Origin of the sequence: Streptosporangium roseum DSM 43021 (assembly GCF_000024865.1) — a bacterium.
In the GTDB taxonomy this organism is placed as follows: domain Bacteria; phylum Actinomycetota; class Actinomycetes; order Streptosporangiales; family Streptosporangiaceae; genus Streptosporangium; species Streptosporangium roseum.
The window spans coordinates 2,995,605-3,012,421 of sequence record NC_013595.1; the positions used below are offsets into that span (position 1 = coordinate 2,995,605).

General features: G+C 72.7%; 15 protein-coding genes. 9 read left to right on the plus strand and 6 right to left on the minus strand.

What is annotated here, in order from left to right:
- The first annotated feature begins 301 nt into the window (after nucleotides 1-301).
- Entirely contained in the window at nucleotides 302-1,504 is a 1,203-nt protein-coding gene (gene thiI / locus SROS_RS13350; protein ID WP_012889461.1) for a tRNA uracil 4-sulfurtransferase ThiI, read from the plus strand.
- 142 nt (nucleotides 1,505-1,646) lie between these two features.
- On the opposite strand, the gene aroF is transcribed toward thiI, so the two are convergent.
- Nucleotides 1,647-2,684 (minus strand): 3-deoxy-7-phosphoheptulonate synthase, encoded by a 1,038-nt coding sequence (aroF, locus tag SROS_RS13355; protein WP_012889462.1) that lies wholly within the window; start codon nucleotides 2,682-2,684, stop codon nucleotides 1,647-1,649.
- Nucleotides 2,685-3,063: 379 nt separating this feature from the next.
- On the opposite strand from aroF, the gene SROS_RS13360 reads away from it, so the two are divergent.
- The 5 genes from SROS_RS13360 to SROS_RS13380 all read left to right on the plus strand — a co-directional run bounded on the left by SROS_RS13360 (nucleotide 3,064) and on the right by SROS_RS13380 (nucleotide 7,690).
- The gene (locus SROS_RS13360; RefSeq protein WP_012889463.1) at nucleotides 3,064-3,684 is read left to right on the plus strand and encodes a molybdopterin-dependent oxidoreductase; all 621 of its coding nucleotides are present in this window, start codon (nucleotides 3,064-3,066) and stop codon (nucleotides 3,682-3,684) included.
- A gap of 48 nt (nucleotides 3,685-3,732) precedes the next feature.
- Nucleotides 3,733-4,917, plus strand: a complete 1,185-nt coding sequence (locus SROS_RS13365) for a histidine kinase (RefSeq protein ID WP_012889464.1) — start codon at nucleotides 3,733-3,735, stop codon at nucleotides 4,915-4,917.
- 78 nt (nucleotides 4,918-4,995) lie between these two features.
- Nucleotides 4,996-5,760, plus strand: a complete 765-nt coding sequence (locus SROS_RS13370; RefSeq protein WP_012889465.1) for a LytR/AlgR family response regulator transcription factor — start codon at nucleotides 4,996-4,998, stop codon at nucleotides 5,758-5,760.
- A gap of 11 nt (nucleotides 5,761-5,771) precedes the next feature.
- Complete coding sequence (locus SROS_RS45930) at nucleotides 5,772-6,137, plus strand: hypothetical protein (protein ID WP_012889466.1); 366 nt, start codon at nucleotides 5,772-5,774, stop codon at nucleotides 6,135-6,137.
- Nucleotides 6,134-7,690 (plus strand): sodium:solute symporter family transporter, encoded by a 1,557-nt coding sequence (locus SROS_RS13380; RefSeq protein WP_012889467.1) that lies wholly within the window; start codon nucleotides 6,134-6,136, stop codon nucleotides 7,688-7,690. Before SROS_RS45930 ends, SROS_RS13380 begins: the two co-directional genes overlap by 4 nt.
- Nucleotides 7,691-8,227: 537 nt before the next feature.
- Here the strand turns inward: SROS_RS13380 and SROS_RS13385 are convergent.
- The 4 genes from SROS_RS13385 to ureA are packed head-to-tail and all read right to left on the minus strand — an operon-like array spanning nucleotide 8,228 to nucleotide 13,405.
- Nucleotides 8,228-9,859, minus strand: coding sequence for an amidohydrolase (locus SROS_RS13385; protein ID WP_012889468.1), 1,632 nt, complete (start codon nucleotides 9,857-9,859; stop codon nucleotides 8,228-8,230).
- Between the two features lie 29 nt (nucleotides 9,860-9,888).
- Nucleotides 9,889-11,172, minus strand: coding sequence for an MFS transporter (locus SROS_RS13390; protein WP_012889469.1), 1,284 nt, complete (start codon nucleotides 11,170-11,172; stop codon nucleotides 9,889-9,891).
- Between the two features lie 17 nt (nucleotides 11,173-11,189).
- The gene (locus SROS_RS13395; RefSeq protein WP_012889470.1) at nucleotides 11,190-12,836 is read right to left on the minus strand and encodes an urease subunit alpha; all 1,647 of its coding nucleotides are present in this window, start codon (nucleotides 12,834-12,836) and stop codon (nucleotides 11,190-11,192) included.
- Nucleotides 12,833-13,405, minus strand: coding sequence for an urease subunit gamma (gene ureA, locus SROS_RS53860; protein ID WP_012889471.1), 573 nt, complete (start codon nucleotides 13,403-13,405; stop codon nucleotides 12,833-12,835). The genes SROS_RS13395 and ureA overlap by 4 nt, the downstream gene beginning before the upstream one ends.
- 109 nt (nucleotides 13,406-13,514) lie before the next feature.
- On the opposite strand from ureA, the gene SROS_RS13405 reads away from it, so the two are divergent.
- Entirely contained in the window at nucleotides 13,515-14,678 is a 1,164-nt protein-coding gene (locus SROS_RS13405; RefSeq protein WP_245564628.1) for a PucR family transcriptional regulator, read from the plus strand.
- Nucleotides 14,679-14,769: 91 nt separating this feature from the next.
- Here SROS_RS13405 and SROS_RS13410 read toward each other — a convergent pair whose 3' ends face one another.
- A complete protein-coding gene (locus tag SROS_RS13410; RefSeq protein WP_012889473.1) occupies nucleotides 14,770-15,621 on the minus strand; it encodes a deoxyribonuclease IV in 852 nt (283 codons plus the stop codon).
- 206 nt (nucleotides 15,622-15,827) lie between these two features.
- Between SROS_RS13410 and uraD the strand changes: the two genes are divergently transcribed.
- Both uraD and uraH read left to right on the plus strand, forming a co-directional pair.
- A complete protein-coding gene (gene uraD, locus SROS_RS13415; RefSeq protein ID WP_012889474.1) occupies nucleotides 15,828-16,424 on the plus strand; it encodes a 2-oxo-4-hydroxy-4-carboxy-5-ureidoimidazoline decarboxylase in 597 nt (198 codons plus the stop codon).
- Nucleotides 16,425-16,503: 79 nt separating this feature from the next.
- Nucleotides 16,504-16,815, plus strand: coding sequence for a hydroxyisourate hydrolase (gene uraH, locus SROS_RS13420; protein WP_012889475.1), 312 nt, complete (start codon nucleotides 16,504-16,506; stop codon nucleotides 16,813-16,815).
- Nucleotides 16,816-16,817 lie beyond the last annotated feature (2 nt).

Consider the following 16,817-nt stretch of genomic DNA (forward strand, 5'->3'; position numbering starts at 1 on the left):
GCGTCCTTCGCCTCCTTCGCGTCATCCGCATCCCCCGCATCGAGTTCTCTGCTCCGCGTGCGCATCGAGTGTTCTGCTCCGCGTGCGCGTCGAGCGTGTTCCGCGTCCGCGTCGAGCGTTCTCCCGTTCCGGGTCTCGCGCCGTGCCGGGCGCGTCCGCTCCCCCGTCAAGCAAGGCGTGGACGGTCGTGGGGCGGACTAAAGTAGCTAGGTCGAGGCGTTGTCTTGAGACGATTACGCGCCACACTGGGCGGTAGACCCTTATTCCCCCGAATCTTCACAGTTCCACCGGAGGTTGCAGCATGACCATGTCCGCCTTGGGTGAGCCCTGCGTTCTGCTCAAACTGGGCGAGGTCGTCCTCAAGGGAAACAACCGCGAGCTCTTCGAACAGCGGTTGCAGGCCAACATCAAGGCGGCCCTGAAGGACTTCGACTTCAAGGTGGACGTGCGCCAGCGCCACGGCGTCATCGCGCTCTTCCTGCCGGACGGCACCACCCCGGAGGTCGCCGACGCGGTCGCCGAGCGGGTCGCCTACGTCCCCGGTCTGGTCTGGATCCACCGGGCCTGGCGGGTGGAGAAGGACCCGGGCGCGGTCACCAAGGCGGCGATCGAACTGCTGGCCGACCGGGACGACGTCAGGCGCGGCGTCTCCTTCGCCGTCCGCTCCCGCCGCCGCGACAAGCGCTTCCCGCTGACCTCGATGGAGATCGACCGCTCGGTCGGCGGCGAGCTCAACGACATCTACGGCCTGCCGGTCGACCTGAAGAACCCCGAGCTGGTCGTCTCCATCGAGGTGGACCGGGACGAGGTCTTCGTCTTCACCGGCGGCACGCCCGGTCAGGGCGGCCTGCCGGTGGGCACCAGCGGCCGGGGCCTGGTCCTGATGTCCGGCGGCATCGACTCCCCGGTGGCCGCCTACCGGATGATGCGGCGCGGCCTGCGGGTGGACTTCCTGCACTTCTCCGGCATCCCGTTCACGACGTCGGAGTCGATCTACAAGGCGTACGCCCTGGTGCGCGCCCTGGACAGATTCCAGGGCAGGTCCCGGCTCTGGGTCGTCCCGTTCGGCAAGGCCCAGCAGTCCATCAAGGCCTCCGGTCAGGACCGCCTGGCGGTCATCTCCCAGCGCCGTCTGATGCTCAAGACCGCCGAGGAGGTCGCCCGCCGCCTCCGCGCCGGCGCGCTGATCACCGGTGACTCCCTGGGCCAGGTCTCCTCCCAGACCCTGCAGAACATCACCGCCCAGGACGACGCGGTCGACCTGCCGATCCTGCGGCCGCTCATCGGTCTCGACAAGACCGAGATCATGGCGGAGGCCCGCCGTATCGGCACCCTGGAGATCTCCGAGCTCCCCGACGAGGACTGCTGCACCCTGCTGGCCCCCCGTCGCGCCGAGACCGCAGCCAAGATCGCGGACCTGCGGCAGATCGAGAAGCGTCTCGACGCCGAGGAACTGGCCGTCCAGCTCGCCGGCTCCCTCCAGGAGTACAAGCTGGAAGGCTGAGTCCGTCCCGGCGGGAGGATCCGCTCCGGCGCGGGGGCAGTTCACCCGCGGGGTACGGCCGGTGGGGCTTGTGGCGCCGGCCGTACCGGGAGACACGGGTGCTTGTGGCGTGGGTGAACGCGGGGCCGGACACGGGCGACGGTCAGGCGGACGCCAGGACGTCGCCGGCCGGGTTCTTGCCCACCAGCGGGGGGAAGTCGCGCATCACCCGGGCGAGCTCGCGCAGGTCGTCGTCGACCAGTGCCTGGGGGCCGTCGCAGAGGGCCTGCTCGGGGTTGGGGTGGACGTCGATGATCACGCCGTCGGCGCCGACCGCGATGGCGGCGCGGGTGAGCGGGAGCACCAGGTCCCGCCGGCCCCCCGAGTGGGACGGGTCGACGATGACCGGCAGGTGCGACAGGCGCTGGGCGACCGGCACCGCGGAGACGTCCAGGGTGTTGCGGGTGGCGGTCTCGAAGGTGCGGATCCCGCGCTCGCACAGCACGATGTCGAGGTTGCCGCGCTGGGCGATGTACTCGGCGGCCATCAGCCACTCCTCGATGGTGGCGTTCATGCCGCGCTTGAGCATGACCGGCTTGCCGATCCCGCCGACCGCCTGGAGCAGCGCGAAGTTCTGCGCGTTGCGGGTGCCGACCTGCAGCATGTCGGCGTAGGAGGCGACCAGCTCGACGTCGTGGGCGTCCACGACCTCCGTCACGACGGGCAGGCCGGTCTGCTCGCGCACGTCGGCGAGGATGCGCAGGCCCGCCTCGCCCAGGCCCTGGAAGGCGTAGGGGGAGGTGCGGGGCTTGTAGGCGCCGCCGCGCAGCAGGGTGGCCCCGGCGGCCTTGGCCATCTCCGCCGCCTCCAGGGTCTGCTGCGGGGTCTCCACCGCGCACGGGCCGGCGATCAGGGTGACGGTGCCGGGGCCGATCGGCACGCCGCCGACCCGGACCGTGGACCGCTCGGGGTGGTTGTCCCGGCTCACCAGCTTGTACGGAGCGGTCACCCGCATCACGTCGGCCACCCCGCGCATGCCGCGCAGGTCGAGCGCGCTGAACTGGGCGACGTCGCCGACCAGTCCGATGATCGTACGGCTCACGCCGCGGCTGACGAACGCGTCGCCGCCCGCCGTGCCGATGATCTCCACGATCGCCTGGACGTCACCCTGGGTGGCGTCGGGGCCCATGACGATGACCATGTCTCTCCTTCGATGAAAAGGTCCGAAAAGCAAAAGGCCCCGAGTCCGTAATCCGGACCCGGGGCCTTCGCGTTCGCCTGTGCTGTCAGCGCAGCATCTGGTGGCGAACGGTCCGACCCACGGGCCCGTCGCCATACCAAAACCAGAACGAAGTACGCATCGCCGGTAATGGTAGCGCACCGCCGGGACCAGTCGGAGACCTGGTCGGGCGAGGACGGCCGCCGGAGCCCGCGCCGCGACACGCGATCTCGCCGCCGGCGCGGCGCGAGGGCGTTATCCGGTGGCCGCTGCGGCGGCGGCGGACACACGATGGCAGGATTACCCCGTGCCGTAGGGGAACAGGACCACCCCGTGCCATCGGGAAGCGGCGAGGGGAGTGGTGGTGGAGCAGTCCGAAACTCCGCAGGAGGAGACTCGCCTGCCTCCGGGCCAGTACGTCCCCCGGGGGCGTCCGGTGATCCACTATGGCCGGGTGCCCACGTTCCGCCCGGCGACGTGGGAGTTCCGGGTCATGGGGGCGACCGCCTCCGGCGAGCAGCACAGGTTCACCTGGCCGCAGTTCTCCGAGCTGCCGCGCACCACGGTCATGGCCGACTTCCACTGCGTCACCAAGTTCTCGATCATGGGGAACGAGTGGCGGGGGGTGTCCACGGCGACGCTGATGGAGCTGGCCCCGCCCGCCCCCGGCGTGAAGCACGTGATGATCTGGGCCGAGTACGGCTACAGCGCCAACATGCGGATGAGCGACTTCGGCCGCGGCCACACGCTGTTCGCCCTCGAACTCGACGAGAAGCCCATCTCCCCGGAACGGGGGTTCCCGGTCCGGGCGATCGTCCCGCACCTGTACGCGTGGAAGAGCGTCAAGTGGGTGCGCGCCGTGGAGTATCTGCTGGAGGACAGGCGTGGCTTCTGGGAGGAGCGCGGATACCACAACCTCGCCGACCCCTGGCGCGAGCAGCGCTACTCCTATCAGGAGGAACCGGGCGAAGGCCCGCTGTGATCCGCGTTCTCCCCTGATTGACCGTAGTGGTTGACTACGGTTTCCCGCATGTGGTCGACCAGTGCCTGGGTGCTGCTCTGCGCCCTCAGCACTTTTCTGGGATTCGTCCTTTCCCGCCGGCGACCGGCGTCCCCCCGCCATCCGGCCGGCCTGCCGGACGAAGCCACCTTCGCCACCCTGCACATCACCGCGCTGGCGGCTCCGTCGCTGCGGGCCGGCCTGACACGCGACTCCGCCCGCAAGGCGATCCGCCACCTGCGCACGCTGCTGGGCGTCAGTGCCATCGCGGTGACGGACGCCGACGGCGTGCTCGCCTGGGACGGCGCGGCCGGCTGCCACCGCGACCACGCGCCCGAGCACGCCCGCACCGTGTTCTCGTCGGGCCGCCCGTACGTGGTGGCGGGGGACGCGATCGCCTGTGACACGCCGGGCTGCGCGATCCGGGGCGCGGCCGTGGTGCCGCTCACCGTGGACGGCCGGGTGATCGGCGCGCTGGCCGCCTACGACACCGAGGTGAGCGCGGGGCTGGTCAGGACCGTCACCGAGGTCGCCCGCTGGGTCTCCGGCCAGCTTGAGCTGGCCGAGCTCGACTCCTCCCGCAGGCGCGCGATGGAGGCGGAGACGCGGGCGCTGCGGGCGCAGATCTCCCCGCACTTCGTCTACAACTCCCTGACTACCATCGCCTCCTTCGTCCGCACCGACCCCGAGCGGGCCCGCGAGCTGCTGATGGACTTCGCCGACTTCACCAGGCACGCGCTGCGCCGGGGAGGGGACTTCACCACCCTGGCCGACGAGCTGCGCTGCGTGGACCGCTACCTGCTGCTGGAGCGGGCCAGGTTCGGTGAACGGCTCCGCTTCACCGTCCGGGTGGCGCCGGAGGTGCTGCCGGTGCCGGTGCCGTTCCTGTGCCTGCAACCGCTGGTCGAGAACGCCATCAAGCACGGCATAGCCGCCACCGGCGGCTCCGGCGAGGTGCGGGTGGTGGTCAGGGACGCCGGACCCGAGGCCCACATCAGCGTCGAGGACGACGGGCTCGGCATGGACCCAGGGCGGGCCCGGCGGCTGCTCGACGACGACCCGTGCCAGGGGCCGGGCGAGGGCGGCATCGGCCTGGCAAACGTGGACGTACGGCTGCGCCAGATCTACGGCGAGGGCTATGGGCTCGTCGTGGAGACCGCGCTGGGCGCCGGTACCAAAATCCGGCTGCGCGTGCCCAAGCTTCCCACCAGGTAATAGCTAATAGTAGTCATAGTTTTACTTAAAGTTGACATTTCTATTGCGGTGAACGCGGTTCGAGGGCAGCGTGGGGCCATGCTGCGAGTCCTGGCCGTCGACGACGAGGTCCCCGCGTTGGAGGAGCTGGCCTACCTCCTCCGCCACGACCCCCGCATCGAGCACGTCTCCACCGCCCCCGGAGGAATCACCGCGCTTCAGGACATGGTTCAGATGATCGGCACGGGCGAACGGCTCGACGGGGTCTTCCTCGACATCCGGATGCCCGGTCTCGGCGGCCTCGACCTGGCGCGGCTCATCGGCGCCTTCCCCAACCCGCCCCGGCTGGTGTTCGTCACCGCCCACGAGGACTGCGCGATCCAGGCGTTCGACCTGGAGGCGGTGGACTACCTGCTCAAGCCGGTCCGGGCCGACCGGCTGGCGGAGGCCGTACGACGCCTGGAGTGCATGACGCCGGCGACGGGCGAGCCGGTCCCGGAGGACGTCATCCCGGTCGAGCTCGGCGGGCGGACCCGCTTCGTGTCCCAGCAGACGGTCCGCTTCGCCGAGGCGCAGGGCGACTACGTACGGCTGCACACCGTCGACGGCAACTACCTGGTGCGCATGTCGCTGGCCGCGCTGGAGCGGCGCTGGGCCGACTCGGGGTTCATCCGCGTGCACCGCAGCACGCTGGTCTCGGTGCGTCACGTGAGCGAGCTGCGCTTCGACGGCGGCCGCGTGACGCTGCAGGTCGGCTCGGAGACGCTGCCGGTCAGCCGCCGCCACACCCGGCAGGTCCGCGAGCAGCTCGTCCGCGACCGCCAGCTCCAGGACCGGTCCCTGTCCTCCGGCGTGCTCGGGTGAGCGGTCGCCGGGTGACCGTGACCCGCAGCCCGGCCCAGGCGGCCGGCACGGGGACCGCCGGCCCCCTCCGGCCGCTCGGCGCCGACGTCGACGCCGACCCGGACGGGTGGGCCGAGCCCGGCGAGCTCCGGCTGCGCTCGATCGTCGCCGGCCAGCTCTCGCTGGCCGGGCGCACGCTCGCGGCGGTGGCCGGGATCCTGCTGGGCGTGGCGGTCCTGCCGTGGCTGGGCGAGCGCGCCGGCATCGGGGCGTCCGGGGCGTGGCTGGTCCTGTGCCTGGTGCCGCCACCGCTCTGGGCGCTCCTCGCCGTCACCCATCTGCGCCGCGCCGAACGGATCGAACGCGAGTTCGTCCGGGCGGCGCGGGACGGCGGATGAGCACCGCCGTCGTCGCGTCACTGCTGGGCGTGGCGGTCGTGCTCCTCGGATCGGCCGCGATGGGGGTGGTCAGGCCGCGCAGATACGCCACGATCCTCGACTTCTACGTCGCGGCGCGGGCGGTGGGTCCCTGGCGGAACGGCGCCGCGATCAGCTCCGAGTACACCTCGGCGGTCAGCTGCCTGAGCCTGGCCGGGCTGATCGCCCTGCACGGCGTCCCGATGCTCTGGTATTCGGTGGGCGCCGCCGGCGGCTACGTGGTCGTCCTGATCCTGGTCGTGGCCCCGCTGCGCCGCTCGGGCACCTACACCCTGTCCGACTTCGCCCAGTGGCGGCTGGGCTCGCCGCTGGTCAGGCGGCTGGTCACCGGCATCGTGACGGTGATCGGCATGATCTGTCTGGTGGCTCAGCTCCAGGCCGCCGGGGTCGTGCTCCGCCTGGTGACCGGCCTGCCGCCGTGGGCTGGGGGCTTGGCGACGGCCGTGGCGGCCGTGGCGGTCGCGCTGACCGGGGGCATGGGCAGCGTCACCGGGCTCCAGGCGCTGCAGTTCTGGCTGAAGCTCCTGATCTTCGCCGGCTGCGCGCTGGTCCTGTGGTCGGCCTGGCGCTGGGGCGCGGCCGCGCCTCCCGCCGTCCCGGTGCCGCCGGCCGGGCCGCACCTCGTCCAGGGACACGTGCTGGCGGGAGCCGGTGACCCGTCCCCGCTCGGGGTGCTCAGCGTGCTGGTGTCGTGCGCGCTGGGCGCCATGGGCCTGCCCCATGTGATCGTCCGGGTCTACGCGAGCCCCGACGGCAGGTCGGCCCGCAGGTCCGTCGTGGCGGCGCTGGCCATGCTCGTCGCCTTCTACCTGCTGCCGCCCGTGTACGGGGTGCTGGGGCGGGTCTTCACCCCCGGCGCGCCGGCCGACGTGATGGTGCTGGTGCTGCCCGCGCGCATGCTGCCGGGGCCGGTCGGCGACGCGCTCACCGGGCTGCTCGCCGCCGGGGCCTTCGCCGCGTTCCTGGCCACCTCCTGCGGGGTGCTCGTCGCCCTGGGGGCGGCCCTGTCGCCTGGGACGCCCCGGGTGGCCCGGCTCGCTCGGATCACCCGGATCGGCCGGTTCAGGGGTTCGGTGGCGGGGGTCGCCCTGACGGCCCTGCTGCTGTCCTGGGCGGCCCCCCACGGGAGCGTGATCCTGCTGGTGATGCTCGGGTTCGGCCTGTCGGCCGCCACGCTCTGCCCGGTACTGGTGCTCGGCATCTGGTGGCGCGGGCTGTCGGCCCGTGGCGCCGCCGCCGGGCTGGTGGTCGGTGGCGGGCTCGTCGCCGTGCTCGTCGCGGTGGAGGGGCTGGCCCCCGCGGCTCTCGTGGCCGGCCTGGGGCTGCCGGTCCGCTACCCGGCGCCGTTCGTCGCCCCGGTCGCCTTCCTGGTGATGGTGGTGGTCTCGCTGGCGACACCCGGGAGCGTGCCGCCGGGGGTCTCCCGCAAGCTCGCCAGGATGCACCTCCCCGAAGACCTCGGGGACGCGGGAATCGACCGCTCGTCGCGCCGCCCGGACCGCTCGTCGCGATGAGACGCTCCGCACATCGACGACCACGGACCGTTAATCGCGCTGGTCGGAAAGGGGCGGTCGCCTGCCCGGCCTCCCCTCTAGTGTTCCCTTCATCGGAGAGCCAAACCCGCCGCACCAGGGGGGGACAGAGCCGGAAGGCTCGGGTCCTGGTGCGCGGAGTCCCGGGTGACCACCAATACCGGTCATCCGGTTGCCGGGCCCTGGATCGGGGGGAGGGCCCGGCGATCTCCGGTGCGATGGGACGCCCGCGTTAGCCCGCGGGCCGGACCGTGATCTGGCCCGCGGGGGCGGCCGGATCACGAGAGCGGGCGTCCCGTCCCACCCCGTCCTCAGCCGGGGATCGCCCGGCCGGGCAGCGGGGACCGCCTGTCCTCAGCCGGGGGCCGCCGGCCGGGGCAGCGGGGGCCGCCCCGTCTTCAGCCGGGGACCGCCCGTCCTCAGCCGGGGACCGCCCGTCCTCAGCCGGGGCCGCCCGACTTCAGCCGGGGGCCGCCGGCCGGGGCAGCGGGGGCCGCCCGGCCGGCGCCCGGAGCGGGGTCAGCGGGCGAAGCCCGCGGCGTCGTGGACCAGGACGCCGCCGACCGCGGTGGCGGCCACCGTGAGGTCGCGGATGCGCTCGGCGGGCACCGCGAACAGGTCGTCGGAGAGCACGGCGAAGTCGGCCAGCCTGCCGCGGCTCAGCACGCCCTTCAGGTGGTCCTCGTGCACGGCGTGCGCGGAGCCGGCGGTGTAGGCGTGCAGCGCCTGCGCGACGGTGAGCGCCTCGGCGGGGTTGAAGGGGACCCCGCCGGCGGTGCGCTGGTTGACCAGGTCGTGAATGCCCAGCAGCGGGGCCCCGTCGGTGACCGGGCAGTCGGAGCTGCCCGGCAGCGGGATCCCGGCGTCGAGGAAGGACCGCTGCCGGTAGCAGCCGCGCGCCCGTTCGGGCCCGAGCGCGGCGAGCATGCCGTCGCCGAGCTCGGAGATGAACCGGCCCTGCGGGACCGGGATCACGCCGAGGCGGGCGATCCTGGCCACCTGGGCGTCGCTGGTGACCGCGCAGTGCTCGATCCGGTGGCGGGCGTCGGGACGCGGGTGGCGGGCCTGGGCCTCCTCGTAGGCGTCCAGGATCACCTCCACCGCGTGGTCGCCGATGGCGTGCGTAGCGATCTGCCAGTCGGAGGCGTGGGCGCGCAGGATGAACGTACGCAGCGCCTCGGCGTCCTCCTGCAGCAGGCCCCGGTTGCCAGGCTCCCCCTGGTAGTCGCAGCACATCGCCGCGGTCCTGCCGATCAGCGAGCCGTCGGAGAAGAGCTTGACCGGGCCGATCCGCAGCCGTTCGTCACCCAGGCCGGTGCCGATCCCCAGGTCCAGCCCGAACTGGCCGTTCCCCACGTCGTGGAGGTTGGGCGAGCCCGGCATGAGGGTGGCCCGCTGCAGCAGCAGGCCCTGCCGTACGGCCTCCTGGAAGGCGGCCACGTCCCAGGAGCCGTTTCCGGCCAGGCCGTGGCCGACCCCCGGCTCGGTGAAGCTGGTCAGGCCCTCGGCCGCGGCCACCCGGCTCGCGAGCGCGAGGCCCCGGATGTAGTCCTCGTGGGTCACCGGCCGCAGCACGCGGTTGGCGAGCTCCTGGGCCTGCTCGGTGAGCAGGCCGTCGGGCAGCCCGGCGGCGTCGCGCCCGACGGTGCCGCCGGGAACCTCCGGGACGTCCTCCACGCGGGAGAAGCCCATCCGGGCGAAGGCCTCGGTGCTGGCGACGCCCATGTGTCCCGAGACGTGCTGCAGCCAGACGGGACGCCCGCCCGAGGCCCTGTCCAGGGCCTCGCGCGTGGGGTGGGCCCCCAGCTTGTTCTGGTCGTAGCCGGCGCCCCGGACCCACGCGTCCGGGGGCAGCCCGGCCGCCCGCTCGGCCACCTTCGCGTACAGCTCGTCCAGCGACCCCACCTGGCTCTCGCGCAGGTCGAGCTCGCGCAGCCGCTGGCCGCGCATGCTCAGGTGGTGGTGGGCGTCGTTGAAGCCGGGCACCACCGGCGCGCCGCCGAGGTCGACCACCAGATCGGCGGTGACGCCGTCCAGCTCCTCGTTGAGCCCCGCGATCCGGCCGCCGAACACGCCCAGACGGGTGGCCTCGGGCCGGCCGGGGTCCAGCGTGGTGAACCGGCCGTTGACGAACAGTGCGTCGAGACGCATGGCGACCCTTCTCTTCTCTCTCAGATCTCTCAGGCGCCCACGGGAACCGGCTCGGCGGTGGCCGCCGAGCGGCGGTGCAGCGCGGCGACACAGGCCATGGTGAGCAGGATGATGGCGATGTACTGGATGACGACCGCCCAGATCGTGCCGGACCAGCCCAGCAGGGCCTGAGCGATCATCGGGGCGGTGCCGCCGATCAGCGCGCCGCAGAGCTGGTAGGCCAGCGAGATGCCGGTGTAGCGGACCCGGGCGGGGAACACCTCGGCCAGGAACCCGGCCAGCGCGGCGTAGGACGAGCCGCCGAACACGATGCTCAGCGCCAGGCCCAGCGTGGCCATCGTGGGCGAGCCGGTGCCCACCATCAGGAACGTGATCGGCGTGCAGACCAGCAGCGCCGAGAAGGCGATCAGCATGTAGCGGGCGGCGCCCCACTTCTGGCCGAGCACCGCGCCGATCGGCTGGGTGACGAACTGCACGACCGCCACGATGAGCAGCACGTTCAGCATGGTGCCCTTGGCGATGCCCAGGTCGGTGGTGGCCCAGGACAGGATGAAGGTGTTGGTGAAGTAGGCGGAGGCGATGCCGACGCCGCTCGCGCCGATGCCGAGCAGGACCAGCGGCCACGCCGTACGGAAGACCTCCGCGACGGGGAGCTTGGCCACCTCGCGCTGGTCGCGCATCTTCACGAACTCCGGCGACTCCTCGACCTTGAGCCGGATGACCAGCCCGATCGCCAGCAGCACGGCGGACGCCAGGAACGGGATACGCCAGCCGTACGACAGGAAGGCCTCGTCGGGCATCAGGCTGACCAGGGCGAACATGCCGGTGGCGAGGATCGAGCCGGCCGGGGAGCCCTGCTGGGCGAAGGCGGCGTAGAAGACGCGCTTCGGCCCGGCGTGCTCGGCGGCGATCAGCACCGCGCCGCCCCACTCGCCGCCGACCGCGATGCCCTGCACCAGGCGCAGGACGGCCAGCAGGATCGGGGCGAGCATGCCGATCGACTCGTAGGTGGGCAGCACGCCCACGAGCGTGGTCGCGCCGCCCATCAGCAGCAGCGTGGCCACCAGCGTGCCCTTGCGGCCGATGCGGTCGCCCAGGTGACCGAAGATCACACCACCCAGCGGCCGGGCCAGGAAGCCCACCCAGAACGTGGCGAAGGACGCCATCACGCCGGCGGTCGGGCTGGCCTCCGGGAAGAAGAGCCTGCCGAAGATCAGCGCGGACGCGGTGCCGTAGATGTAGAAGTCGTACCACTCGATGGAGGTGCCGACGAAGGAGGCGATGCCCGCGCCGCGGGCGTTCGTCTTGCTCATGGGAGTCACCAGGGGGGTTAGGCGAAGTGGTGGAGACGGGCGAGCGGCACCTCGGTCGCGGGGGCCACGCCGACCTCGGTCCCGTCCACCAGGACGGGACCGGGATCGCGGGGCACCTCGACCTGCGGGGTCGCGGTGTTGCGGCACATGTCGGCCCTGGTCAGGCCGCGTGAGTGCCGGATGGCCGCGTAGCGCAGGCCGGTGGGCAGCGCGTCACGGGATTCGGCGGAGTCGAGCGCCTCGTGGGCGACGAAGACCCGCGACAGCCGGCTCGGCGCGTCGCCGAGCCCGCCGAAGTAGGGGCGGTAGGTGCGGGGCTGGGTGAGCCGGGTGGAGCCCGAGCCGCTGCCGGACACGCCGTGGGCGACGAAGCCGCCCTTGAGCACGAGCTCGGGCTTGGTGCCGAACCAGGCGGGGTGCCACAGCACGATGTCGGCCAGACGGCCCGGCTGCAGGGTGCCCACCTCGTGGGCGAGGCCGTGGGCGATGGCCGGGTTCAGGGTCAGCTTGGCCAGGTACCGCAGCACCCGGGCGTTGTCGACGCCGGGGGTCCCCGCGCGCAGGGCCTGCAGGTGGGCCAGCTGCCAGGTGCGGCGGACGGTCTCGGCGACCCGGCCCATGCCCATGGAGTCAGAGTTGACGATGCTGATGGCGCCGAGGTCGTGCAGCACGTTCTCGGCGGCGATGCCGTGGACGCGCAGCCGGGTCCTCGTCACCTCCACGTCGCTGTCGATGTGGTGGTTCTGCCGGTGCACGGTCATCGTCATCGGGAACAGCTCGCCGACCGTGTTGGTGGTGTAGGGGATGGTCGGCGTGGTGGAGGAGGCGAGGATGTTCGGCTCGCCGAGGATCTCCAGCAGGTCGGGATGGCCGCCGCCGCCTTCGACGTGGTAGGCGTGCACGGTACGGCCCCGCGTGGCGCCGACGGTGTCGGCGAGGTAGCCGGACTCGTTCATCGAGTCCGAGTGCAACGCCACCGGCAGGTCCGCCTGCTCGGCGACGCCGAGGCAGGTGTCCACGATGCGCGGGGTGGCGCCGAAGTCCTCGTGGATCTTGAAACCGCCGGCCCCGGCCAGCACCGCCTCCTCCAGCAGCGTCGAGGAGCTGGAGGATCCCCGGGCCAGGAACGCGACGTTCAGCGGGGTGCCGCGCCAGGCGCTCATCAGCGTGTGCAGGTTGTGCGCCGGGTTGCAGCCCACGTCCCAGACGCCGCCCAGGCCCATGCCCACGACCGTCGTGACGCCGGAGGCCAGCGCCGCCGGGGCGATCTCGGGTGAGGACAGGTGCACGTGCGAGTCGACGACGCCGGGGGTGGCGATCAGCCCCTCGCCGGGCACTATCGCGGTGTGGGAGTCGATGACGGCGCCCTCGAAGGGGACGATGCGGCCGTCCTTGACGCCGATGTGGGTCTTGCGCACGCCCAGCACCGGGTCCATCAGCACGACCCCGGCCACCACCACGTCCAGCGCCGAGTCCCGGTCGCCGCGGGGGGCGGCCAGCAGGCCGTCGCGCAGTGTCTTGCCGCAGCCGCCGAGCAGCTCGTCGCCGTGCGGGACGTCGTCACGCTCGATCTCGATCCACAGGCAGGTGTCGCCGAGCCGGACCCGGTCCCCGGCCGTCGGGCCGTAAAGCTTGTTGTAGGTGTCGCGGGAGACACTGCTCATGACGACCTCACCACCACTTCGACCTCCAGGGTCTCGCCGGGCGGGAAGGCCGTCGCCGTGCCCGCCGGGATGTCCAGCCGCATTCCGGCCGCCCGCTCCCTGTCGAAGGCGAGGGCGGCGTTGACCTCCGTCAGCGGGAAGTGGGAGGACACGTAGACGGTGCGGTCGCCCTCGTTGAGCACCGGCAGCGTGCGCCGCTCGCGCCCCGCGTTCAGCTCCACCGAGCCCTCGCCGGCCTCGACCCAGCCCGGCCCCTGCCCGGCGGCGGGGCCGAAGGGGGCGTCCACCGCCACCAGCGCCGTGCCGTTCGGGAAGAGCGCCTCCACCTGCACGTGTGTGACCAGGGACGGCACGCCGTCCATCACGTCCCCGGCGGTCAGCAGGGTCTGGGCGGCGGACACGACCTCCTCCAGCGAGGCGCCGTCCCAGGCTTGCTCCAGGATCTCGTCGCAGATGAGCGCGATCGCCTCCGGGGCGTTGAGACGGCGGCCCCGGGAGCGCCTGCGGCGCGCCAGTTCCGCCACGGTGAAGATGGTGAGCCGCTCCTGCTCACGGGGTGTCAGGTGCACAGCGCGACAGCACCGCCTTCCGAGTTGCAACGTTCCGTTCACCGTATGTGCAGGTCAGAGGGGCAGCCAACGGTGATACAACGCGGAAATGGGCCGATAGATTGTGCATGTGCCCAATGAAGTGCTCTCACGCCTGGCCCTTGAGCGGCTGGCCGACCTCCAGGGCCTCATCGAGGTCTGGACCGACCAGGTGATGGCGCTGGAGTCGTACGCCGGAGGGCTCGTGCCCCGCGAGGAGGTCAGGGAGGGCGCGCGGATCGGGTTCGCGCTCATCCTGCGGCACGTCGCCGAGGGCGAGGTCCCGCCCGAGCTGGCCGAGCACTCCGAGCGTCTGGGGGAGCGGCGGGCCGGGCAGGGCGTGCCGCTGGCGTCCCTGCTGGCCGCCGGCCGCCTGGACGCGCGGGCGCTGTGGCAGGGCCTGGTCGAGCGGGCCGGTCCGGAGGACATGACCGAGCTGCTGCGCAGCGCGCACCTGGTCTGGGAGGCGGTCGAGCAGCACGTCACCGGGCTGATGGCGGGCTACCAGCGGGCGGTGCTGGAGATGGGCAGGCAGCGAGAGGACCAGCGCCGCGCCTGGTTCGCCCGGCTCCTCGACAACGACGGCCGCAACCCCGACGTGGTGCGGGACGCCGGGCAGGTGCTGGGCTTCGACGTCTCGGGCCGGTTCTTCGTGGCGGTGGCCGACCCGGGGGCGAGCGCCGAGCTGCGTGCCGCGGCGACCGTGATGGCCTCCTCGGGCCTGCGCTGCCACCGCCACGAGTCGCCGACCGGCGACATGCTCGTGGCCCAGCCCTCCGGAAGGGTGGGCGTCCCGGAGAAGACCGTGCTGGGCCTGCTGGGCGGCGTGCGGTGCGGGGTGTCACCCCCGGTGGACGAGCTCGCCCAGGTCCCCCATGCCGTCCGGCTGGCGGCGGCGGCCGCGCGGGCCGCCGGCCCGGACACCGAGGGGCCCCAGCGGCTGGAGGAGCGCTGGCTGGACGTCTTCGCCGCGCACAGCCCGGAGCTCGCCGCCGAGCTCGCCGAGCGGGTGCTGGGCCCGCTGGCCGCCATCGGCGCGGCCGAACGCGACCGGTTGCTGGAGACCGTGCGCACCCACCTGTCGGGCACCGGGTCGATCGCCGACACCGCGGTCGCGCTCTACTGCCACCGCAACACGGTCCAGCACCGCTTCGCCCGCTTCCGCGACCTCACCGGCCGCGACGTCCGCGCTCCCGGCGACGCCGCCGTCGTCGCCCTCGCCCTGCGCGCCGCGGCCCTGAACCCGGCCAGGTGATCAACACCCACGCCCGCAGCCGGCGGTCTCCGGCCGCTCGCCGCGGCTTGGAGCCGCCCGCTGCCGTCAGCCCCCGCAGTCCCCGCCGCCGTCAGTCCCCGGCGTTGCCGTCGCGGAGCTTCTTCAGCAGCTCGATGTCCTCACGGTGCTTGTCGACGCCGCCCGGAGTCTCGATGCAGAGCGGCACTCCGGCGGACACCGGGTGACGCATCAGCTCCGCGAAGGGCTCCATGCCGATGTGACCCGCGCCGATGTTCTCGTGCCGGTCCTTCTTGGAGTCGCACACGTCCTTGGAATCGTTGGCGTGGATCAGCTTGAGCCGCCCGGGGGCGATCGCGTGCAGCGCGTCGAGGGTCTCCCCGACGCCTTCGACGGTCGACAGGTCGTGGCCGGCGGCGAAGGCGTGGCAGGTGTCCAGGCAGATCCCCGCCTTCGGGTGCCAGTCGAGGGCGGCGAGATAGGGCTCCAGGTCCTGGACGGTCGCGCAGAGCATGGCGCCCTGCCCGGCCATCGGCTCCAGCAGCAGGTCCGGGCCGTCGTCGGGGATCTCCTCCAGAAGGGGGAGCAGGTGCTCGTGCAACTGGCGCAGGGCGTCTTCCCTGGGCTGGCTCACCGCCGATCCCGTGTGGATCACCATGCCCGCGGCGCCGATCGCGTGGGAGCGCAGCAGGCCGTGCCGTACGGTGGCCACCGATTTCTCCAGCGTGTCGGCGCTGGGAGAGCCCATGTTGATGAGGTAGGGGGCGTGCACGAAGGAGAGCACGCCCGACTCGATGAGCTTGGCGTCCTGGACGGGGTTGCCCATCGCCGGCGTCCAGCCCCGGGGGTTGCTGACGAACACCTGGATCATCTCGGCGCCGATGTCCGAGGCGTACTGCAGGCCGCCCTTGGCCAGGCCGCCGGTGACGGACACCTGTCCGCCGATGAGGGAGAGAGAAGTCATGATGCCGTCAGTTTAGGCGCTGGAGCCGACACTTCCCGGCCGTCGGGCCGGCGTCTTCCACCTGCCGGTCCGCGGTGGCAGGCGCCCTGACCGGTCCGCGGAACCGGGCAGTTGGAGCATGACACGAAAACCCAGGGCAAACCTTTATTCCACTTGGGAGTTCTCGCTGCTGGACCCCGTACGGCGGTGGTGTGTGTACTGCTCACATGCCGAATGTGAATTCCGCGGCATCGGCGGCGGGGCCGGCCGGCTTCAACGCGCTCGGCGCCGCCGAGGCCGAGGCGGAGCTGCTGGCGTGCTGCGCCTCCCGGGCCTTCGCCCGCGCGGTGGCCGCGCGGCGCCCCTACCCTGACCTCGCCGGGCTGACCGCGGCCGCGGGTGCCGCCGTACGCGATCTGGCCTGGCCGGACGTCCAGGAGGCGCTGGCCGCGCATCCTCGGATCGGTGAGCCGCCCCGCGAGGGTGGCCGGGCCGCCCCCCCGTCCCCGGCGAGGATCGGTGAGCCGCCCCGCGACGGCGGCCGGGCGGCGCGGGAGACGTCCTGGTCCCGGCAGGAGCAGTCCGGCGTGGACACGGCCGGCCGGACGGTGCTCGACGGGCTGGCCGAGGGCAACCGGGCCTACGAGGAGCGGTTCGGCCACGTCTACCTCGTCTGCGCCACCGGCATGACGGCCGAGGAGATGCTGAGCCGCCTGCGGGAACGGCTGCGCAACGACGACGCGACGGAGCGCGACGTCGTCCGGGCCGAGCTGGCCCGCATCACCTGCCTGCGCGTGGCGAAACTGCTGGGGGACGCGCCATGAGAGCTGCGGGGAGAGGCGCCGTGACGGCGCGGAGATCGCGGAGGAGCGGGGGAGGCCGCATGAGGCGGAGGGATCTCGGATGAGCCTGTCCACGCACGTCCTGGACGCCGCGCTGGGCAGGCCCGCGGCCGGCGTCGCCGTACGGCTGGAGCGGGCGGGCACGGTGCTCGCCGAGGGCGTCACCGACGCCGACGGCCGGATCGGGGGCTGGGCGCCCGGGGAGGGCGCGCACCGGCTGGTCTTCGACACCGGCGGCTACTTCGCCGCCCGGGCGGTGGACGCCTTCTACCCGGAGGTCTCGATCGATTTCACCGTCGGGGACCCGGACGAGCACTACCACGTGCCCCTGCTGCTGAGCCCGTTCGCCTATTCGACGTATCGAGGGAGCTAGGC